Origin of the sequence: Streptomyces sp. ST2-7A, from assembly GCF_021390475.1 — a bacterium.
Lineage (GTDB): Bacteria > Actinomycetota > Actinomycetes > Streptomycetales > Streptomycetaceae > Streptomyces.
The window spans coordinates 15,711-35,955 of record NZ_JAJUWS010000043.1 but is presented as its reverse complement, the minus strand read 5'-3'; the positions used below and the strand labels follow the sequence as shown (position 1 = coordinate 35,955).

20 protein-coding genes and 2 tRNA genes are annotated in these 20,245 nt (G+C 73.7%); 9 read left to right on the top strand and 13 right to left on the bottom strand.

Going from position 1 to position 20,245, the window contains the following annotated elements; all coding sequences use genetic code 11:
* Positions 1–53: 53 nt before the first annotated feature.
* Both LZF96_RS21660 and LZF96_RS21655 read right to left on the bottom strand, forming a co-directional pair.
* Positions 54–130 (bottom strand) — tRNA-Ile (locus LZF96_RS21660).
* Positions 131–412: 282 nt separating this feature from the next.
* A tRNA-Asn gene (locus LZF96_RS21655) sits at positions 413–485 on the bottom strand.
* A 182-nt stretch (positions 486–667) separates the two neighbouring features.
* On the opposite strand from LZF96_RS21655, the gene LZF96_RS21650 reads away from it, so the two are divergent.
* From LZF96_RS21650 to LZF96_RS21640, 3 genes are all read left to right on the top strand, one after another.
* A complete protein-coding gene (locus LZF96_RS21650) occupies positions 668–961 on the top strand; it encodes a hypothetical protein (RefSeq protein WP_233875604.1) in 294 nt (97 codons plus the stop codon).
* Between the two features lie 120 nt (positions 962–1,081).
* Positions 1,082–1,855, top strand: coding sequence for an IclR family transcriptional regulator (locus tag LZF96_RS21645; RefSeq protein ID WP_233875601.1), 774 nt, complete (start codon positions 1,082–1,084; stop codon positions 1,853–1,855).
* A 127-nt stretch (positions 1,856–1,982) separates the two neighbouring features.
* Positions 1,983–2,879: an SMP-30/gluconolactonase/LRE family protein gene (locus LZF96_RS21640; RefSeq protein ID WP_233875599.1), complete on the top strand. Its 897-nt coding sequence runs from the start codon at positions 1,983–1,985 to the stop codon at positions 2,877–2,879.
* A 120-nt stretch (positions 2,880–2,999) separates the two neighbouring features.
* On the opposite strand, the gene LZF96_RS21635 is transcribed toward LZF96_RS21640, so the two are convergent.
* The 8 genes from LZF96_RS21635 to LZF96_RS21600 are packed head-to-tail and all read right to left on the bottom strand — an operon-like array spanning position 3,000 to position 10,367.
* Positions 3,000–3,446 carry a MarR family winged helix-turn-helix transcriptional regulator gene (locus tag LZF96_RS21635; RefSeq protein ID WP_233875597.1) on the bottom strand — a complete coding sequence of 149 codons (447 nt, stop codon included), beginning with the start codon at positions 3,444–3,446 and terminating at the stop codon, positions 3,000–3,002.
* Complete coding sequence (gene mnhG / locus LZF96_RS21630) at positions 3,443–3,904, bottom strand: monovalent cation/H(+) antiporter subunit G (protein WP_233875595.1); 462 nt, start codon at positions 3,902–3,904, stop codon at positions 3,443–3,445. Before mnhG ends, LZF96_RS21635 begins: the two co-directional genes overlap by 4 nt.
* Positions 3,901–4,158: a monovalent cation/H+ antiporter complex subunit F gene (locus LZF96_RS21625; RefSeq protein ID WP_233875592.1), complete on the bottom strand. Its 258-nt coding sequence runs from the start codon at positions 4,156–4,158 to the stop codon at positions 3,901–3,903. Before LZF96_RS21625 ends, mnhG begins: the two co-directional genes overlap by 4 nt.
* Positions 4,155–4,655: a Na+/H+ antiporter subunit E gene (locus LZF96_RS21620; protein WP_233875590.1), complete on the bottom strand. Its 501-nt coding sequence runs from the start codon at positions 4,653–4,655 to the stop codon at positions 4,155–4,157. The genes LZF96_RS21625 and LZF96_RS21620 overlap by 4 nt, the downstream gene beginning before the upstream one ends.
* Positions 4,652–6,136 (bottom strand): monovalent cation/H+ antiporter subunit D family protein, encoded by a 1,485-nt coding sequence (locus LZF96_RS21615; RefSeq protein ID WP_233875588.1) that lies wholly within the window; start codon positions 6,134–6,136, stop codon positions 4,652–4,654. Before LZF96_RS21615 ends, LZF96_RS21620 begins: the two co-directional genes overlap by 4 nt.
* Positions 6,133–6,762 (bottom strand): sodium:proton antiporter, encoded by a 630-nt coding sequence (locus LZF96_RS21610; RefSeq protein WP_233875585.1) that lies wholly within the window; start codon positions 6,760–6,762, stop codon positions 6,133–6,135. Before LZF96_RS21610 ends, LZF96_RS21615 begins: the two co-directional genes overlap by 4 nt.
* Positions 6,759–9,662, bottom strand: coding sequence for a hydrogen gas-evolving membrane-bound hydrogenase subunit E (gene mbhE / locus LZF96_RS21605; RefSeq protein WP_233875582.1), 2,904 nt, complete (start codon positions 9,660–9,662; stop codon positions 6,759–6,761). Before mbhE ends, LZF96_RS21610 begins: the two co-directional genes overlap by 4 nt.
* 9 nt (positions 9,663–9,671) lie before the next feature.
* Positions 9,672–10,367: a universal stress protein gene (locus LZF96_RS21600; protein ID WP_233875579.1), complete on the bottom strand. Its 696-nt coding sequence runs from the start codon at positions 10,365–10,367 to the stop codon at positions 9,672–9,674.
* Between the two features lie 298 nt (positions 10,368–10,665).
* Between LZF96_RS21600 and LZF96_RS21595 the strand changes: the two genes are divergently transcribed.
* Both LZF96_RS21595 and LZF96_RS21590 read left to right on the top strand, forming a co-directional pair.
* A complete protein-coding gene (locus LZF96_RS21595) occupies positions 10,666–11,709 on the top strand; it encodes an NADP-dependent oxidoreductase (protein WP_233875576.1) in 1,044 nt (347 codons plus the stop codon).
* Between the two features lie 122 nt (positions 11,710–11,831).
* The gene (locus tag LZF96_RS21590) at positions 11,832–12,287 is read left to right on the top strand and encodes an organic hydroperoxide resistance protein (RefSeq protein ID WP_233875575.1); all 456 of its coding nucleotides are present in this window, start codon (positions 11,832–11,834) and stop codon (positions 12,285–12,287) included.
* A 197-nt stretch (positions 12,288–12,484) separates the two neighbouring features.
* Here the strand turns inward: LZF96_RS21590 and LZF96_RS21585 are convergent, their stop codons facing one another.
* Positions 12,485–12,994 carry a DUF6584 family protein gene (locus tag LZF96_RS21585; RefSeq protein WP_233875574.1) on the bottom strand — a complete coding sequence of 170 codons (510 nt, stop codon included), beginning with the start codon at positions 12,992–12,994 and terminating at the stop codon, positions 12,485–12,487.
* 206 nt (positions 12,995–13,200) lie between these two features.
* Between LZF96_RS21585 and LZF96_RS21580 the strand changes: the two genes are divergently transcribed.
* The gene (locus tag LZF96_RS21580) at positions 13,201–14,715 is read left to right on the top strand and encodes an alpha-N-arabinofuranosidase (protein WP_233875572.1); all 1,515 of its coding nucleotides are present in this window, start codon (positions 13,201–13,203) and stop codon (positions 14,713–14,715) included.
* A 495-nt stretch (positions 14,716–15,210) separates the two neighbouring features.
* Here LZF96_RS21580 and LZF96_RS21575 read toward each other — a convergent pair whose 3' ends face one another.
* Positions 15,211–16,509, bottom strand: a complete 1,299-nt coding sequence (locus tag LZF96_RS21575) for a pyroglutamyl peptidase (RefSeq protein WP_233875570.1) — start codon at positions 16,507–16,509, stop codon at positions 15,211–15,213.
* A gap of 378 nt (positions 16,510–16,887) precedes the next feature.
* Here LZF96_RS21575 and LZF96_RS21570 point away from each other — a divergent pair, with 378 nt between their 5' ends.
* The 3 genes from LZF96_RS21570 to LZF96_RS21560 all read left to right on the top strand — a co-directional run bounded on the left by LZF96_RS21570 (position 16,888) and on the right by LZF96_RS21560 (position 19,036).
* Positions 16,888–17,157, top strand: coding sequence for a GlsB/YeaQ/YmgE family stress response membrane protein (locus tag LZF96_RS21570; protein ID WP_233875568.1), 270 nt, complete (start codon positions 16,888–16,890; stop codon positions 17,155–17,157).
* A gap of 1,079 nt (positions 17,158–18,236) precedes the next feature.
* The gene (locus LZF96_RS21565) at positions 18,237–18,803 is read left to right on the top strand and encodes a hypothetical protein (protein ID WP_233875565.1); all 567 of its coding nucleotides are present in this window, start codon (positions 18,237–18,239) and stop codon (positions 18,801–18,803) included.
* An 83-nt stretch (positions 18,804–18,886) separates the two neighbouring features.
* Positions 18,887–19,036, top strand: a complete 150-nt coding sequence (locus LZF96_RS21560) for a hypothetical protein (protein WP_233875562.1) — start codon at positions 18,887–18,889, stop codon at positions 19,034–19,036.
* A 189-nt stretch (positions 19,037–19,225) separates the two neighbouring features.
* Here the strand turns inward: LZF96_RS21560 and LZF96_RS21555 are convergent, their stop codons facing one another.
* A complete protein-coding gene (locus LZF96_RS21555) occupies positions 19,226–20,227 on the bottom strand; it encodes a hypothetical protein (protein WP_233875560.1) in 1,002 nt (333 codons plus the stop codon).
* Positions 20,228–20,245: the final 18 nt, after the last annotated feature.

Here is a 20,245-nt window from a genome sequence, read left to right as displayed (position 1 = left end):
ATCCCGCGAAAACCACGTTTCCGCAGGTCAAGACGTTTCCTCGGGGTGACTGCTGGTGGGGCGGGTGGGGCTCGAACCCACGGCCGACGGATTATGAGTCCGTTGCTCTAACCAGCTGAGCTACCGCCCCGTCACCGGCGCGTCGCGCACGTGTGCGCGCCGTCTGCCGCAGCATAGCTGCTCATACGATCTGCCGCCCGGGCCGGGGCGGTTCACACATCGTCCCGGACGTCCGCCCCCCTCGGATCGGTTCCGCGGGATTCCCCGAACCACCCGCACGGGGTCCTCGAACGCGGGCCCCGGGGGCGGGTGGGGGGCGGACCGGTGCGGCGGACGACGGGGTGCCCGCGACCGGCGCCGAAAAGCACGTGAGCCGGAGGGCCATCGGCCCTCCGGCTCACGCGTGGTGATGCTCCCCCGACTGGACTCGAACCAGTAACCTGCCGGTTAACAGCCGGCTGCTCTGCCAATTGAGCTACGGAGGAATGCTCCGCTCGGGTCCGCCGTCCCTTCCCGGAAGGCGGCCCCTCGCTGCGAGCAATACATTAGCGCATGGACGGGGATGCTCCGAAACCCGTATTCGGGGTACGCGCTACCGCGTCGCTCGGAGTCGAGCAGCCGCCCCGCCCGGGGCGGGGTGAATCGAGCCAGGGAAGGAACGCAGTCGATGCGGAAGCTCACGTTCATCACCGGAGCCGTCGTGGGGTACGTCCTCGGGGCGAGGGCCGGCCGGCAGCGCTATGAGCAGCTCGCCGAAGCCGCCCGGAAGGCGCGGCGGAACCCGACGGTCCGAAACGGCCTGGACAGCGCCGCGCAGGCCGGTCGCCAGGCCGCCTCGCGGACCGCCGGGGTCATCGCGGACCGGGCCGGTGACCGGCTCCCGGAGTCGGTCTCGGACCGGCTGCGCTCGATGCGGAGCCGGGAGGTCCCGCTGGACGACGACTGGGGCAGCAGCCACTGAGTCCCCCGGCGTTGCCGGCGCCGGCGCACCCCGGATAGCGTGTGTTCGACATCCCGGTGTCCGATCGGGATGTCGAACACCGGAATCCGGTGCCCCGGCGCCGGCGGGGAGGCGGAGTCGATGGGACGACGGGTGCCGGCGGTCAGCCGCGCGCTGGACATCCTCGAGCTGTTCCTGGAGGGCGACGGCACGCTCTCCGCGCCCGAGATCACCCGACGCCTCCAGCTCCCCAGGACCACGGTCCACGAACTGGTCACCACCCTCGCCGCCCGCGGCTACCTCGCCCCGCTGCCCGAGCAGCCGGGCCGCTACCGCCCCGGCGTGCGGCTCTACCAACTCGGCAGCCGCTACGCGGAACAGTTGGACCTCGCCGCCGAGGGCGATCGCGTGGCACGCGAGGTGGCCGAGCGCTGCGGGGAGACGGTGCACGTCGCGATCCTGGAGGAGACCGACGTCATCTACATCGCCAAGGTGGACAGCAGCCACGCGGTGCGCATGGTCTCGGCCGCCGGTCGCCGGCTGCCCGCCCACTGCACGGCGGTGGGCAAGATGCTGCTCGCCTCGCTGCCGGCCGCCGAGCTGGAGACCCGGCTGCCGACCGACGCCCCGCTGGCGGCCATGACGCGGGACTCGATCACCTCCGTCCCGGCGCTGCGCGCCGAACTGGAACGGATTCGCGAGCGCGGCACGGCGGCCGAGCACCGCGAATCCAACCCCGACGTCTCCTGTGTGGCGGCCCCCGTGCGGGACCGTTCGGGGCGGGTGGTCGCGGCGCTGAGCGTCTCGGTGCCGATGATCCGCTGGAGCGCGGAGCGGGAGACCGAGTTGGCCGAGCTGGCGGCCCGCGGGGCAGCCGAGCTGTCGGCCCGGTTGGGATACCGCCCCCGGCGCTGAGGGGAGCCCCGGGCGTGTCTCCCGCGAGGACCTCCGGCCACCCCCGGGCGTCGGGAGCCGGGGGCGGGGGAGACGACGGGGAACCGAAGAGACATCACGGAACACCAGAGGATCGGGAGGCGGAGACGTGCGGGTCGAACCGGCGGTACGGGCGAGGGCGGAACTGGGGGAGGGGCCCACCTGGGACCCCACCGGCGAGCGACTGATCTGGGTGGACATCCTCGGTGGCCGGGTGCACGACTTCCACCCCGGGGACGGCCGGCGGTCGGTGCGGGTGGTGGAGCAGCACGTCGGCGCCGCGAAGCCGAGGGCGGGCGGCGGGCTGGTGCTCAACCTGCGCGACGGCGTCTTCGTACTCGACGCCCCCGACGGCTCGGACGCCCCGGACGGGATGTCCGGCCACGGGTTCGTCGGCGCCGACCTGCGCCCCCTGCACCACGACCCGGTGCCCGGCCGGCGCGGCAACGACGCGGCGGTGGCGCCGGACGGATCGCTGTGGGTCGGCACGATGCGCTACGACGAGGGGGAGGGCGGCGGCAACCTGGTCCGGGTGGCCCCCGACGGTTCCTCCCGCACCGTCCTGTCCGGGGTCACGGTCAGCAACGGACTCGGCTGGAGCCCGGAGGGCGACCGCCTGTACTACATCGACACTCCCACCCGCCGGGTGGACGTCTTCACCTTCACCCCGGAGGGCGAGGCGATCGACCGCCGCCCCCTGGTGGAGACGGCGGAGTCCGACGGTTTCCCCGACGGCATGACGGTGGACGCCGACGGCTGCCTCTGGGTCGCCTTCTGGGAGGGCGGGGCCGTGCGCCGCTACACCCCGGACGGGCGACTCGACCGCACCCTGCGGATGCCGGTCTCCAGGCCCACCGCCTGCGCCTTCGGCGGTCCCGGGCTGCGCGACCTCTACGTCACCTCCGCCCGGGTCGGGCTGGGGCCGAACGAGGAGCCGCTCGCCGGTTCCCTGCTGGTGCTCCCGGACGCCGGGCGGGGGCTGCCGCAGCCGGCCTTCGCCGGCTGAGCGGAATCGCGGTCCCGCCGCTCGTCCGTCCGAGCCGGCGGCCGGCCGGGCGGCGGTCGGCCGGGCGGTGGTCGGCCGGGCGGTGGTCGGGGCCGACCCCGGCGGGGCGGCCGGCCGGGCTCAGGGCGCCTCGGGGCGCGGCGGCACCATGCGCCGCAGCAGGTCCCGCAGCACGGCCCGCTCGGGCCGGCTGAGCGAGGCCAGCGGGGCGGCGGCGAAGCCCATGGAGGCCCGCAGGTTCTCGTTGACCCGCAGGCCCTCCTCGGTGGCGGCGGCGATCTTCACCCGACGGTCCGAGGGGTCCGCCCGTCGTTCCACCAGCCCTCGGTTCTCCAACCGGTCGACGATGCCGGTCACGTTGGACGGCTCGCAGCCCAGCCGGTGGGCCAGCCGGCGCATCGGTGTGGGGGAGACCGCCAGGAGCGCCAACAGGCGGGCCTGCGCCCCGGTGAGGCCGTGCCGGCCGGCCGCCTCCTCGTACTCCTCGTGGAAGCGGACGACGACCTGCCCGATCAGTTCGATGACCTCCAGGGTCACCGTGTCGTGGGGAGCGGCACCTGAAGTCACCCGTTCAGGCTACCCGGCGGTCGGCCCGTCCCGTCGCCGGCACCGGGCGCGTCCGACGCCGGGGTGTCGCTCGCGCCGTCGGACCCGTCGGACCCGTTGTCGCGGACCGGGTCGGGGTGGGGACCCAACTCGTCGGGGTCGGTGCCCGCCACCCGGGGCACCCCCGAGCGATGGGCGGCCCGCCCGGCGGCGTAACCGGCCAACGGCGCGGTGAACAGTTGCAGCACCACCGCCAGCAGCAGTGTGGCGACGGTCAGCGGCCGCGGGTTCCAGAACATCACCCCCAGCAGCACGCAGACCACCCCCAGGGTGGCCGCCTTGGAGACGGCGTTGATCCGCAGGTAGGCGTCGCGCAGCCGGATCAGTCCGATGGTGCCCACGGCGATCAGGAAGACCCCCAGACCCACCAGGATCCGGGCGATGATGTCGAAGGCGTCCCACGCCCCGGGGCCGGTCACCTGGCCCCCCGTTCCACCCGGCGGGCCAGGGCCACCGTGCTGAGGAACCCGACGAGGGTGGCGACCAGCACCAGATCCAGCATCGAGGGGGCCTCCGCCCGCACCGCCAGCAGTGCCACGGCGGCGACGAAGACCACGAAGCCGAAGTCCACCGCGATCACCCGGTCGGCGTCGGTGGGCCCGAGAACGATGCGCACGATGGCCACGATCAGGGACAGCCCGAGCACCAGCAGGGCGGCGTCCAGCACGGTCATCGGTGTCCCCCTTCACCGGGGCGGTGCGCGGAGGGGGGAGCGGACGGCCCCGCCCCGCCGTCCCGCCGGGGCGGCGGGGGCGGCGGTGGGACCGGGTCCCCCGCGGGGCGCCATGCGGTCAGCATCCGGGTCTCCAACTCCCACAGGTCGTCGCGGAACTCCTCCGCCGAATGGGTGTGGGTGCCGTGCACCCACAGGGTCGGTGGATCCCGCCGGACCTCCAGGGTGAGGGTGCCGGGGGTGAGGTTGATGAGGCTGGAGAAGGTCGCGATCTCCGCCCGGCTGCGGCAGCGCAGCGGCAACTCCACGATCCCGGGGGAGGTGCGGTCGCGGGGGGTCAGGATCTCCACCGTGATCGCCACGTTGGACTGCACGAAACGCAGCGTGAACAACCACACGAAGGAGATCGCGCGGCCGATCCGGATGAGGAGCCGACGCGGGGCCGGGGAGTCCGAACCGGAAGATGTACCGGGATTCGTGACGTGGTCGGGGGTCATGGTGTGCGCACCGCCTCCACCCAGGTCGAGATGTCCACGAGGCCGGCCGCCGCCGTCTGCGAGAGCACCAGCAGCGGCTCGGCTCCGAGGCCCAGCAGCACGGAGAAGGAGGCCAGCGCCACCGCCGGCCAGATCAGCCCGGGTCCGGCCCGCCGCTCGGGCCGGCCGGAGCCGCAGTCCGCCGGGACCGGCGGGGCCCCGCTGCCGGCGAAGACACCGGTCCAGATCTTCAGCATGGACAGCAGCGTCAGCAGGCTGACCGCCACCGCCAGGGCCACCGCGAGCCAGGCGCCGTCCAGCGCCGCCGCCCGCAGCAGCGTCAACTTCGCGACGAAACCGGAGAACGGTGGCAGGCCGGCGAGGGAGAAGGCCGCGACGACGAAGGCCAGGGCCAACAGCGGTTCGCGCCGGGCCAGTCGGGCGCCGTCCAACCGGCCGTCCCCGCGCACCGCCTCCACGCTCCCCGCGCACACCAGCAGCGCGGCCTTCACCAGCACGTACTGCACGAGGTAGAAGACGGCGGCGGCCACCCCCGCCTCGGTGAACAGGGCCAGGCCCAGCAGGATGTAGCCGATCTGACTGACCATGTGGAAGGTGAGGATCGACCGCATGGTGTGCTCGCCCACCGCGCCCAGGACCCCGACCACCATGGTCAGCAGGGCGGCGGTCATCACCAGCCACAGCCACTGGGGATCGCCGTCGTACAGCACGGAGTACAGCCGGATGATGACGTATACCCCGACCTTGGTGAGCAACCCGGAGAACAGGGCGGTCACCGCCGGACCGGCGGCCGGGTAGGTGCGCGGCAGCCAGCCGTGCAGCGGCACCACGGCCGCCTTGGTCGCCATCGCGAGCATCAGCACACCGCCCGCGACCGCGATCTCCGGGACCTCACGGGCGCTGCCCGCGAGGTCGGCGAGGTTCAGGGTGCCCGCGACGCCGTAGAGCACCGCCAGGCCGCCCAGGAAGAGCGTGGAAGCCAGCAGGTTGACGACCAGATAGAGCCGGCCGGCGGCGACCCTGGTCCGACCCCCGGTGAGGGTGAGCAGCGCGTAGGACGGCGCGAGCATCACCTCGATGAGGACGAACAGGTTGAACAGGTCGGCCGTCAGCAGGGCGCCGTAGACACCGGCGACCAGCAGCAGTGTCAGCGGCGCGAACAGCGGGTGGCGGTCGTCACCGGTACCGGCGGCGAAGATCAGGCACACCACCACCAACAGGGAGGTGGTGCACAGCATCAACGCGCCGAAGGTGTCCACCGCGAAGACGATGGCCACGCCGGGCAACCAGCCGCCCATCTCCTTGGTGAGCACCGAGCCGTCGGCGGTGCGGTGCAGCAGGAGCGCGCCGAGCGCCAGGACTGCCAGGTTGGCGGCGAGGACGGTGACGCGGGTGAGGGTACGCCGCCGGCCGGTGAGGATCGCCGACCCGGCGGCCAGCAGGGGGAGTGCGACGGGCAGGGCGAGGGAGCCGGCGATCATCGGTGTTCCCCCTCGTCGTCGGTGACCCGGTCGGTGTCGTCGTGCCCGGTGTGCCCGTCGGTGTCGTCGGGTCCCGGTTCCGGGCGGTGCCCGGCGGTGCCGTCGGGGGGCCCGGCCGGACCCGCCGTCGGCGCCGGGCGTTCCGTCCCCCCGGTGACCGGGGGTTCCTCACCGAGCACCCGGGCCCGGGCGTCGGCCTCCGCCTCCGCCAGGGACTCCGGGTCGCTCTCGGAGGCCGGCGGGGTGCCCGGCGCCGCCTCCCGGGTGTCCGGGCGGGTGGCGGGCGGCGTGATCGGGGAACCGGCGTCGGCGGCCTCGTCCGGCTCCACCGGTGGGGAGGGTGCGCCGTCGGCCCGCAGGAGCGCGAGCAGGTAGACGGTGATGCCGAAGGTGATGACGATCGCGGTGAGCACGAACGCCTGCGGCAGGGGGTCGGCGGCCTCCTCGGGGACGGTCTGGCCGATCAGCGGCACGCCGCGCCGGTGCATGCCGCCGGCGGCCACGAAGAGGATGTTCACGGCGTGGCCCAGCAGCACGAAGCCGAGGACCACGCGCAGCAGTTCGCGTTGCAGGATCAGGTAGACGCCGCCGGTCACCAGGATCCCGACGGCCAGGGCCGCGGTCATCGGTGGGCCTCCCCGGGGGTGTCGGGGGCCCCGATGGTCGTGGTGGCGCCCGGACCGGTGTCGTCGGCGCGGCCCGCGCCATCGGGGCGGTCGGGTCCGTCGCCCGCGCTCGCCGGGACGGCCCGGGTCGCCGGGGCGGGGGAGCCCGTTCCGCCGGACCCGCCGGAGGAGTCGAACCCGCCCGGCAGGCCGTCACCGAGCCGGTCCACGGCCGCCACCACCAACCCGAGGACGAAGAGGTAGATGCCCAGGTCGAACACGAGCGAGGAGGTGAGCGGCAGGTAACCGAGGACCGGCAGGTCCAGGGACCCGCGCAGCGGAGTGAAGAACGACGCCCCCGTGAGGGTCGCGGTCAGCGCGGTGCCGATGCTCAGGATGAGGCCGCCGGCCGTCAGCGGGCCGGGCCGCAGCAGCCGTGACCTCCGGCCGGGCACCCGTCCCGAGGCCAGGTAGCCGAAGGCGATGGCGGTACCCGCCACCAGGGCGGCGATGAAACCGCCGCCCGGCTGGTAGTGGCCGCGCAGGAACAGGTAGGCGGAGAGCAGCAGCATCACGGGGGCGAGTATCCGGAAGGCCACCCGCATCACCAGGGTGTCGCCCGGCGGGGCCGTCCGCCCGGCGTCCGGCACGCTGCGTGAGCCCAGCAGTATCAACAGGCCCAGCGTCACCGCGCCCAGGACCGCGGCCTCGCCGAGGGTGTCCAGGCCGCGGAAGTCCACCAGGATGGTGTTGACGACGTTCCGTCCACCGGTCTCGGGTTCGGCCCGACGCAGGAAGTAGTTCCCCAACGGGGAGATCTCCCGGCTGCCGGTGAAGGCCAGGGTGGCGCCGGCGGCGATGAGGCCGGCCACGACCGCCACCAGCGCCGAGCCCACCGCGCGTCGGGGGCGCGGGCGCCGGAACCGGGCGGGCAGGCGGGTGAGCACCAGTACCGCCACCACCGCGGTGAGGACCTCGACCAACAGCAGTGTCATCGCCACGTCCGGGGCCCCGGCCAGCAGGAACCACAGTGAGACGACGAGACCGGCGGTGCCCAGCAGGGCGAGCGCGGTCAGCGCGGAGCCGGTCATCACGCAGCCGATCACCACGATCGCCAGCAGCGCCAGGATCGGCCAGTCGGGGGCCGCGGAGTGGTCGCCGTCCAGACCCGGCATCGGACCGTCGTTGAGGGCCAGGACGGCTCCCGCGCCGAGCGCGATCAGACCCAGCACCGGACGGACCAGCATCGAGGCGGGGGAGCCGGTCCGGTCCGGGCGCCCGACCAGCGCGCCGAAGCGCAGCAACGCGTCGTAGCCGCGGTCGAAGAGATCGCCGGCGACGGGGATGCGCAGCAGCACGCGCTCCACCCGGTCCCGGCCGAGGAACAGCACCATGCCGATCGCGATGGTGATCGCCGACATCGCCAACTCGGGCGACAGGCCGTGCCAGAACGAGAAGGAGACCCCACCGGCGCCGGGGTACACGTCGATCAGGGAGCGGCCGACGATGGTGTCCAACAGCCCCACGCCGGGTCCCAGCACCAGTCCGAGCAGGGCGGCGACGGCGGCCGGGGCGAGGAAGGCGCGGGCCGGTTCGTAGAGTTCGGTCTGCACGGTCGGGCCGCCGAAGGCACCGTAGAAGATGCGCAGGCCGTAGGCGAAGGTCAGGGCGGAGGCGCCGACCGCGATCGCGCCGGCCACCGGTCCGGCCCAGGGGGTGACGTCGGCGTCGAGGAAGCCCTGGAAGAGGTACTCCTTGCTGACGAAGCCCAGCATCGGGGGCACGCCGGCCATGGACAGGCCGGCGAGGCCGGTCATGGCCGCGGTCACCGGCATCACCCGGCGCAGCCCGGAGAGTTCGCGGATGTCGCGGCTGCCGGCCTCGTGGTCGATGATGCCCACCAGCATGAAGAGGGTGGCCTTGAACAGCGCGTGGGCCAGGGTGTGGAGTATGGCCGCGGAGAGGGCGGTGGGTGTGCCCACCCCGATGGCGGCGGTGAGCAGACCGAGTTGACTGATCGTCGAGTAGGCCAGCAGTCGCTTGAGGTCGTGCTGGCGCAGGGCCCAGGCGGCGCCGAAGACCGCCGAGGTCAGGCCGAGGATCAGCAACGCGGCGGACCAGGCGGCCTCCCCGGAGAAGAGCGCGGAGAAGCGCATCAACAGGTAGATGCCCGCCTTGACCATCGTGGCGGCGTGCAGGTACGCGCTGACCGGGGTGATCGCGGCCATGGCGCCGGGAAGCCAGCTGTGCGCGGGCACCAGCGCCGATTTGGTGACGGCCGCGACGATGATCAGCGCCCCGATGGCCGGGGCCAGGGGGGAGGCCAGGACGAGGTCGGGGTTGGAGAGGATCAGGGCCAGGTCGGTGGTGCCGGCCGCGACGGCCAGCAGCACCATACCCGCGAGCAGGGCCAGACCGCCCGACGCGGTGACGAGGAACGCCTTGCGGGCGGCGCGTACCGCGTGCGGCCCGGCGTCACCGATGAGGAAGTACGAACAGATGGTCGTCAGTTCCCAGAAGACGACCAGCACGATGACGTCGGAGGCCATCACCAGGCCGAGCATGGCGCCGGCGAAGAGCGTCAGGAGCGTGTAGACGGCCCGGTGGTTGCCGTGCTCGGAGAGGTAGCGCGCGCAGTAGGCCATGATCAGCGCGCCCACCCCGAGGATGAGCAGGCAGAACATGGCGGCCAGGCCGTCCAGGCGCAGTTCCGCGGTGACGCCCAGGGCCGGCAGCCAGGGCAGTTCGGAGGTCACCACCCGCTCGTCCGCCCCCCAGGGCGCCCTGCCCAGCAGCAGGGCGCCCACGGCCAGGAAGCCGGCGGCGAGCACGTATCCGGTGTCGCGGCCCAGCCTGCGGTCCAGCAGGGGGACCAGGCAGGCCAGGCCGATCATCGCGACCGGAGCGAGGAACAGGGGCATGGAGGAGGATCAGACCCCCTTGTCACCGGCGGGGTCGCTCCCCGCCGTCCCGGGCGCCCCGTCGCCCCCGCCGTCGCGCACCGTGTTCGGCGCGGTGGCGAGCAGGACGGGCAGGGGGGAGCGGCGCACCATCTCGTCGGCCACGCTGCCCAGCAGGCGGCGGGAGAGTCCCTTGCCGCGACGGCCGATGACGATGATGTCGGCGTTCTCGTCCGCGGCCATCTGGAGCAACACCGCGGAGGGCTTGCCGGAGCCGATCTCGGTGACCACGGCGGGGCCGCCGTTGCCGCCGAGATCCCCGGCGCACTCGGTCAGCAGCGCGCGGGCGCGGTCGGTGTCGCCCTTGGCCTTTCCGCTCTCGGCGTCGACCACGGTCGCCAGCACGATGCGGGACTCGGCGGAGCCCAGCAGACGGGAGGCGTCCGCGATGGCCTGGCGGGACTCGGCGGAGCCGTCCACGGCGACCAGCGCGGTGCGGACGCCCGTCAGGTCGCCCTCCGGGGTGTGGGCGGTCCGCTCGAGGGTGCGGGGGCGGGTCCGGGGACGCTCGGCCGCGATCGGGACGAACATCGGGCCGAGCAGGGCGCCGAGCACGTACCAGTGCCAATCGCGATAACCCTGCCGGCCGAGCAGGACGACGGCCGCGATCACTCCGGAGAGGACCCAGACCGCGATGACCAAGGCCACGAACAGGGCGGTTGTCATGAAGAGGAGCCTCCTCGTCTACTGCCGCCGACCACGGTGGGCCGCCGGGAAGGGGTGGCGCAGCCGAACCCGGGATCCCGTGGCGGGATCCAGCAAACACCATTCATCGGGTGTTCACGGACTTTCCGGGTGCGACATGCGGGTGGGAGCGGTCGGATGGTGGTCCGAGCATATGAGCGAGGTCGAGGAGGCGAATGTTTGACAGTCTGAAATATTTACGGGCATGGTTGTTTCCGATGGTGAACTATCGGCTTCGGTGATCACTCGCGCACTCCCGTACCCGCACCCGGAGGAACCCATGCACCTGCCCACCGTCGGCCGCGCCTGGCATCTCGTCTCCCGTCCCTCCGGACGTCCCCGCGCGGAGGACTTCGCGCTGCGGGAGGTCCCGGTGGCCGAGCCCGCCGAGGGGGAGATCCTGGTCCGCAACCTCCACCTCTCGGTGGACCCCTACATGCGCGGTCGGATGAACGACGTCAAGTCCTACGTGGCCCCCTACGCGTTGGACGAGCCCATGGACGGTGGCGCGGTGGGGGAGGTGGTCGCCTCCCGGGACCCCGACCTCACCGTCGGCACCCTCGTCGTGCACCACCTGGGCTGGCGCGAGTACGCGACCCTCCCCGCCCGTCGCGCCACGGTGATCCCCGGCGACGCCGGCGGGGACCCCTCGGGGAAGGGCGACATCTCCCCGAGCGCCCACCTCGGCGTGCTCGGGATGCCCGGACTCACGGCCTGGGCGGGACTGTTGGAGGTGGGCGGCTTCCGGCCCGGCGACGCGGTCTTCGTCTCCGGGGCCGCCGGCGCGGTCGGGGGCCTGGTCGGTCGCATCGCCCGACTCAAGGGCGCCTCCCGGGTGGTCGGCAGCGCCGGCACCCCGGAGAAGATCCGGCTGCTCACCGGGGAGTACGGCTTCGACGCGGCCTTCGACTACCACGACGGCCCGGTGCGCGACCGACTGCGGGAGGCCGCCCCCGAGGGCATCGACCTGTACTTCGACAACGTCGGCGGCGAGCATCTGGAGGCCGCGATCGGTGCCCTGCGGGTCCATGGCCGGGCCGTGATCTGCGGCATGATCTCGCAGTACAACGCGGCCGAACCGCCGGCCGGCCCGCGCAACCTCGCGCAGGTCATCGGGAAGCGGCTGCGGTTGGAGGGGATGCTCGTCAACGATCACGCCGCCTCCCGCCCCCGTTTCCTGGAGGAGATGACGGGCTGGCTGCGCTCCGGGGAGATCGACAACCGGGAGACGGTCGTGCACGGCATCGACCACGCGGCCCGGGCCTTCCTCGACCTCCTCGACGGCGGCAACACCGGGAAGATGATCGTCACCCTCGACGGTTGACCCCGCCGCGCGACCCCGGACCACGGGCCCCGGCTTTTCCGGCCCCCGCGAACCCGGCGGCCACACGGTCGCCGCATCCACCCGGAGCCCGTACGGGCTCCGCCACGAGGAGGACGATTCCCGTGTCCCGACCCACCCCCGTCACGCCGCTGTACACCGCCACCGCCACCGCGGGCGGTGGTCGCGACGGCCGGGCCCGCACCGCGACCGGCTCCCTCGACCTGGAACTGCGCACCCCCGCCGAACTCGGCGGTCCCGGCGGTGGCACCAACCCCGAGGAGCTGTTCGCGGCGGGCTACGCGGCCTGCTTCTCCAGCGCACTGGGCCTGGTCGCCCGCCGCGCCCGGGCGGACGTTTCCGGCGCCGAGGTCACCGCTGACGTCTCGCTGGGGAAGATCGCCGACTCCGAGGGCTTCGGGCTCGCCGTGCGGCTGACGGTGCGGATCCCGGGCGCGGCCGAGCCCACCGCCCGGGCCCTGGTCGAGGCGGCCCACGGCGTGTGTCCGTACTCCAACGCGGTCGGCGGCAACGTCGTGGTGGACCTGCGGGTGGAGACGGGCGGCGCGGTCGGCGCCTGATCGGGATCCGGAACCCCGCGATCGCCGTCGGCCCGGGGGCCGGGACACCTCGGTGTCCCGATCACCGGGCCGGCTCCCGGTTCCCGGTTCCCGTCCGACTCGCGGCGGGCGCCGCGCAGCAGGTCGACGAAGTCGCGGAAGGCCCGCCCCGTTCCCACGCAGTCGCCCTCGTTCGTACCCCCGGGGTCGTCGTCCCGTCACAGCCATCGGATGACGGCGCACGCCCCGATCCCGGCCAGACCGAGGACGAGGACGACCGTCGCGAAACACCCCCAGCCGGCCAGGGTGTCCCTGATCCCGCCCGGGCTCTCCTCCTCGGCCGATGGGTTCGTGGCGCCCCACTCCAGGGGCCGGTCCGCAGCCCGGGACGCCTCCCGGCGCAGCTCCGCCAATCGCTCCCGGGCGAAGGCGGTCGCGGCCTCCTCCTCCGGCCCGCGCCAGGCCACCACGTGCATCCGCTCCACCGGGTCCGGGTACCGGGCCACGAAGGCCGCCACCTCCTCCGGGCGGCGGTCGGGGTCCAGCAGACTCCATCGTCCGGCCTGCGCCGGCTCCCCGTACAGGCGGTACACCTCGGCGAGCCGGACCCGGACCCCGAGGTCCCGGGGGAAAGAGCCCACCAACCCGCGCAGCCGCTGCCGGGCCACGGGGACGCGCCCCGCCGCCAGATCCGCCTCCACCCTCGCCAGGGTCCGCTCGATGCCCATGGCCGTCCATGCTCCCGGTTCGCCCGGGCGCTCCGCCACGGGTTTTCGGTGGGAACCGGATTCCGCGCGACGGCGGACCGCCCGGGTGTTGACACCGGGGTGGGGGAGGAGGTTGGGTTTGTTCGGAAAGTCGATCAGCGTTCGATATATCGAACCATTGGTCACGGGAACCCCGACGGGGACCGTCGAGCCAGGCGAGGAGCCGCATGAGCGCACCGCACACCGCCCGTTTCACCCTCGATCCCGCGTTCGCCGTCGGCACGGTGGACCCCCGACTGTTCGGGTCCTTCGTGGAACACCTGGGTCGTTGCGTGTACACCGGCGTCTTCGAACCGGACCACCCCACCGCCGACGAGGACGGCCTGCGTGCCGACGTGCTGGAGCTGATCCGCGAGCTGGGTGTGACCGCGATCCGCTACCCCGGCGGGAACTTCGTCTCCAATTACCGCTGGGAGGACGGCGTCGGCCCGGTGGAGGAGCGACCGCGGCGACTCGACCTCGCCTGGAAGTCCACCGAGACCAACCGCTTCGGCCTCGGTGAGTTCATGTCCTTCGTCCGCAAGGTCGACGGGGAGCCGATGATGGCGGTCAACCTCGGCACCCGGGGCGTCGCCGAGGCGCTGGAACTCCAGGAGTACGCCAACCATCCGGGCGGCAGCGAGCTGTCCGACCGGCGCGCGGCCCACGGGGACGAGGAGCCCTACGGCATCCGCCTGTGGTGCCTGGGCAACGAGATGGACGGCCCCTGGCAGACCGGCCACAAGACCGCCGAGGAATACGGCCGACTGGCCGCCGAGACCGCCCGCGCCATGCGGCAGATGGACAAGGACGTGGAACTGGTCGCCTGCGGCAGCTCCTCCAGCACGATGGAGACCTTCGCCTCCTGGGAGGCGACCGTCCTGGAGCACTGCTACGACCTGGTCGATCACATCTCGCTGCACTCCTACTACTACGAGCAGGAGGACGACCGCGACTCCTTCCTGGCCTCCGCCGTGGACACCGAGGCATTCATCGAGAAGGTGGTCGCCACCTGCGACCATGTCGGAGCCCGGCTGAAGTCGAAGAAGCGGATCAACCTCTCCTTCGACGAGTGGAACATCTGGTACATGGGCGGGCCGAGGGCGGCCGCGGTCCCGGAGCGGGAGTGGGGGGAGGCACCCCGGCTGCTGGAGGACGTCTACACCGTCACCGACGCCGTGGTCTTCGGTTCTCTGCTCATCGCCCTGCTGCGTCACGCCGACCGGGTGCGGATGGCCTGCCTGGCGCAGTTGGTGAACGTCATCGCGCCGATCATGACCGAGCCGGGCGGCCCCGCCTGGCGGCAGACCACCTTCTTCCCCTTCGCCGCCGCCTCCCGGCACGGGCGGGGCACGGTCCTGGACGTGCGCGTGGACAGCCCCCGCCACACCACCGCCCGGTACGGCGAGGTGGACCTGCTGCACGCCACCGCCGTGCGGGACGAGGAGAGCGGCGCGGTGACCGTCTTCGCGGTCAACCGTGACCGGGGTGCCGCGCTGCCGCTGGAGGTCGCGCTCCGCGGCACGGGCGTGAACCGGGTGGTGGAGCACGAGGTGCTCTCCGACGCCGATCCGGACGCGAGCAACACCCTCGCCGAGCCGGAGCGGGTCGTCCCGCACGCCGGGGAGGGGGCCGAGGTCGCGGACGGCGTGCTGCGGGTGAGTCTGGAGCCGATGTCCTGGAACGTCATCCGCCTCGCCTGACGGCCATCGGGGCCGTGCCCACCCGCCGGTGACCTCTCACCGGCGGGTGGGCACAACCCTTGCCGGAGCCCGGAGCCCGGAGCCCGGAGCCCGGAGCCCGGAGCCCGGAGCCCGGAGCCCGGAGCCCGGAGCCCGGAGCCCGGAGCCCGGAGCCCGGAGCCCGGACTCCGGCGGAACGCCGGCCGGGACGGTGGGCCGAGCGGCCGGATGGCCGGTGGCACAGCCGTTCGGCGATTCGGCGGGCTGTTCCATCCCGCGCCGGGAACCGCCGGTTCGGCGGGTCGTTCCCGCCGGAACCGCCGGAACCGCCGGAACCGCCGGAACCGCCGGAACCGCCGGAACCGCCGGAACCGCCGGAACCGCCGGAACCGCCGGAACCGCCGGAACCGCCGGAACCGCCGGTGGGCCGGGGGCCGTTCCGTCCGGGACCGGAGGGCCGACGGTTCCCCGGCCCCGGAAGCGGCACCGCCCCCGGAGGGGAGGGGCGGTGCCGGGTCACGCGCGCGAGTCCGGCGCGGGCTCGCGCCGGTCCCGGTCCGGCACGGACAGCAGCAGCGCCCGCACCCGCCGGGTGATCTCCCGTCGTCCGGCCACCAGCACCGGATCGGTGTACCGATCGGATTCCGGGTCGGCGTGCTCCGACGCGAAGTCGGGGGCCGGTATGTGCAGGTGCCCGCCGGGAATGTCCGCCTTCAGCCGGTCGCGCAGCAGGCAGGCGCGATGGGCCACCTCGTTGGAGAGGTAGTCGCCGCCGCTCCCGGCCACGGCGGTGGAGCCCTCGCCGGGCCCGTCCTCCCGGCTGATCGGTTCGCCGTCCGCCGGAGCTCCAGCCGGGAGCTCGACGACCCCGGTCCGGGCCCGGACCGGGGCGGCTCCCGGGCCCTCCGCCTCCCGGCCGTCGGTCGCCGTGGCCGCCGTGGCCTCGATCATGCGCCCCATCGGCAGGGTGCTCCGGGTCCACTGCGGGCCCTCCGTGCCGTCCGGGCCGGGGAGCACCGGTACGGGCCCGGGGGCTCGCACCCCGGCGTTGTCGGGGGTGTCGCCACGTCGCGCGCCGTTGAACCCCTCGAGGTCGAAGAAGCCGGGTCGTCCCCGGCTGAGGGTCATGAAGAGGTCCACCCGGCGGGGTCCCTCCTCCAGGTAGGGGGTCAGCGCCTCCTCCACGATCCCGTCGGTGAAGTCCCGCCAGCGCACCGGCAGGATCACGCCCTCCACGTGGGCGCTGCGGCCGTCCGCCGTTCGCAGGGTGGTGCCGTGCAGGGCCAGGACGGCGGCGCCCGAGGGGTTACCGTTCCGGATGTCGCGGTCGAGCCCGAAGGGGTCGAAGCCGGTGATCACGACGCGCAGTCGGTCCCCGCCGGCCGGTAGCCGGTTGCCCTCGATGCCGCGCGAGGAGCGTTCGAGGGCGGCGGTCAGTTCGGCGCGGAGGGGCTCGTCGGCGGGGTGTCGTTCGCGCAGTGCCCGGAGCATGGCCAACCGGGTCCAGTACAGGGGGCGGTCGTCACCGTCGCCCTCCCGTGCGCGGCGTGCGGCGTTGCGCCACAGCCGGCGGCCGTGATCCCGTACGGCGCGCAGGGCCGCCTCCCCGTCCTCCGCGGTGTCCAGGGCCTTGGTGAACGCGGTGACGGCGTCGCCGTGGCCGCCGTGGCGCAGCACGCGGCCGGGAATCTCCCGGTCGAGCCGGGCCTCCTCGGCGAACTCTTCCGCTGCGGTCCCGTTGTCGGTGCTCAACGCCTCTCCCGAGGGGTGTTCCGTGATGGTGATGTGAAGGTCGGATGGACTCGAATGGCTCATCCGTATCAGGAAAGTGGGGAAACGGTCCCCATCCTGCGCGAACCCGTTGTGGTGGTGTGGCCCCCTCGTGTCCCGGTCGATCCGGGGGGCGTTCCCGGGTGTGGACCGCGTGGAGCCGGGCACGTGTCGATCCGGTCGCCCTGCCGGGCCGACCGGCGTGTGATGGTGCGCGGCGCACCGTCTCCCCGAGCAGTCCGCCGCAAACCCTCGCATAATCGGACATACAGGCCCGATGGCGGTGACCGGTGGCCCCTCTGGTGCACTCAGCCCTCCGAGGCAAGGCGAAAATCGGCCAATTGCCTTCGGGAGGAGTGCGGAAGAGGAATCGGGGCAACCGACAAGACGACCGGTACACGTCATAACGAGAGGACAACTGTCATGGGCATCATCGCGTGGATCATCCTCGGTCTCATCGCCGGCCTCATCGCCAAGAAGGTGATGCCGGGCGACGGCCCCGGTGGCATCATCGTCACCATCCTGCTGGGTATCGCGGGCGCCCTGCTCGGCGGTTTCCTCGGTAGCGCGCTGTTCGGGGTGGACGCCGTCGACGGCTTCTTCGAGATCTCCACCTGGGTGGCCGCCATCATCGGTGCGGTCATCCTTCTCTTCCTGTACCAGCTGCTGACCGGTCGACGCTCGCGCGTCTGACCGACGGCCGGCGGCGACCCGTTCCCCACCTCCGGTTCATCCGCTCCCTCCGGGGTTCTGCGGTGGCACGGGTTCACCTGTGGACTGAAGAGGGAGAAGTGAGAACGGGCCACGGTCGCCCACATGGTCACCACCACGGTCATGACCACGCACACGGGCACGGTCACGACCACCACGACGAAGGCCGGCCGCTGCCCGTCGCGATGGGCTCCCCATCCCGGACAGCGAACCGAGCCCCGAGCAGCTCTCCCGCCGCGGCGTCCCCCGCCGTGCCGGGCTGTTGGGGGCGGGGCTCGCCGGCGCGGGCGTTGTCGCCGGCGCCGGCGAGGCCTTCGCGGCCGCGGGCAACGGGGGTGCCGTCACGGCCGGCACCCCCGCGGCCGCCGCGCAGCCCGCCGCACCCGGGAAGAGGAGGCTGTGGCCAGCGGGAGACACCCACACCCGGTACGGTTCCGACGCCCGGTCCCGGGTCATCGACCGGGTCCGCAACGGCGCCCGCCACGGACTCGACCGGCTGGTCATCACCGACCACGGCGGCGCCACCCACGCCCGCATCGGTGTCGACAGGCCCCCCCGACATCCGCGCGGCCCGCGAGGAGATCCCCGACGCCCCGGTCCTCCGGGGCCCGGAGTGGGACATCCCCGCCGCCGAGCACGCCACCGTCTTCGTGCACCCGGGGAAGACACGAGGTCGAGGTCCTCAGGCGGGTCGAGAGCGACCACGACGGCGGTGTGCGGGGCGCCACGGCCGACACCCCGCAGAACGAGCGCCGGTCACCGCAGGCCTCGACTTCCCGGCCGGACGGGTGCGGCGCAATCGCGTGCGGGACGCCCCGACGCTCGCCACCCACCCGGCCCGCCGGGGCGTGGAATCCCCCACGGGACCCGCAACCGGCGCGATGCCCAGCGGTCCATCGCGAGCGGCGTGGAAGGGCGCCCCTCGGCCACCAGGCCGCCGGGGTCTGCCCGCCCCCTCCCGACCCGGCAGCGCCCCCGGCCACCACAGCTCCAACCCGGGCGGCGACTCCTTCCCCGGCTACCCCGCGGAGAGATACCGTTCCCGGGGCGGCTTCGACCGGATGACCGCCACCGTCGGTGGCCTGGGGGACGGCCTCCTCGCCGAGGGCAGGGCGTGGTGGGTCACCGCGAACCCCGACTCCCACCGCGACTACGCTGATACCTCCCCTCGCCCCTCCGGCGGGAAGTTCGACACCGACGGTCCTTACGGCGGCCCCGGCCACTCCGGCGCGCCGAATCTCGACTGGGGCGGCTACCGGCCCGGCCGGTACCGCCGCACCCACGTGGGCGCCGACTCCTTCTCCTGCGCGGCCGTCATGAAGGGGCTGCGCGAGGGCCGGGTCGGGGTGGACCACGGCGGCCCGATCTCCGGCTTCGACGCCCGGCTGCGAGCCGGCGGCAACGGCAGGGGCGCCGGCAAGGCGGTCGGCGCGCGGGGGACCACCTTCGGCGGCACCCCGCACGTCAAGCGCGGCGGCCGGGCCGAGCCGGTTATGGGGATCGCCCCGGCCATCGACCCCAACCGGTCGCGGTTCGAGCCCCCGCCCGGGTGGACGTCATTCGGGGCGCGGTCATCGGATCCGTCTCCGACCGGGAGGTCTTCTCCACCCCCGGGATCCGGATGGTGAAGTCCTTCGACGTCAACCGCTCGCGCGGCTCGGTCACCCTGACGTATGACCCGGGGCGGTGACGGAACCGCTGTACCGTCCGGATGCGCGGCACCTCCGGCAACCGCCCCCAACCGGGTCTCCACGGTGTCGACATCGACCCCCACGGGCCCGCCCCGGAGGTGGTGGGCGACGCCGACCCCCGGCGTGGCCTGTGGTTCCACGGCAACCCCATGTGGGTGTGGCCGGCATGACCGACACCGACACCGCCGCCCGGATGATCGGGCCCGCCCCCGGGACCACCGACCCCCGGTCGGCGGACCGCCTGCCGCACCGGCCGTCGGCCCGGCTCCCGCCGCCGGCCGGCGGACGACCCCGTGGGCGCCGCGCGGAACGCGATCCGTTCCGCGCGGCGTCCCTTCCCGGTTCGGGGGACGGGCGGCTCAGTCGCCCGACCGGGCCCCGGGCACTCCGAACCGTTCCAACGGCCCCGGAAGCCGGGAACCGGGCGGGGACATCCCCGTCCCCGCCGGGGTCTTCTCCCCGGTCACCCGGGCCAGCAGGTCCAGTGCCAGTCGGCCGCGTCGCACCCGCTCGCGGGCCCCGGCCAGGGCGGCCTCGCGCAACTGCCGCCCGTAGGGGTAGATACCCGGCGCCCGGCTGAGCCCGAACTTGAGGTAGATCGGCGCGCCGCGTCGGATCAGCTCGGCGATCTCGTGCATCCGCACATAGCCGCCGAGGTCGTCCGGCGCCTCCAGGTAGAAGTCCAGCGGCACCCGGCTGACCCGCCGGATCTCGGTCAGGTGCTGGAGGGTGAGGTCGGAGGGAACGTTCACCGAGTCCCCGCCCAGCCGCTCGTGCACGGCCACCGACGCGGGGTTGACCGGCCCGATGAGGGCGGAGACCTTGAAGGTGGTGTCGGCGGGCAGCGTGCCCTCCGCCCGCATCCGGTGCAGCAGCCACAGCACCCCCTCGTCCGCCACCAACAGGCAGCGCACGCCCAGAGCGGTGGCGCGCAGCGCGTCCTCCACGCAGCCCGCCACGGCGTCGTGCCCCCGGGCGCGCGGCCCGGCCCCGCCGGAGTCGGTCCGGGTCCCGGCACCGATGTCCCAGGTGCCCCGGGGGCCGGTGAACAGGCACAGCTCCACGTCGGCGGCTGCGCAGGCGTCCACCATCGCGGTGATCTCGTCGTCGGTGAGCATCCAGACACCGCTGCCCTGGCTGACGCGGTGTACCGGCACCTCCAGGGCGGCGGCCTCGTCCAGGACGACGCGCAGCGCCTCCGGGCCCTCGACGGAGGGTATCTCGGTGCGCCACCGCCCCCCGTCGGGGAAGGCGTGCGGGGAGGAGTCGGCGGGGTCGGCGACCGGCACGGGGTGGCCGATCGCGGCGAGCGCGGTGTCGGCCGGTCGTGGCGGGGGAGGGGGGAGGGTCTGTTCGGACACGGCGCTCCTGTTCGTGGG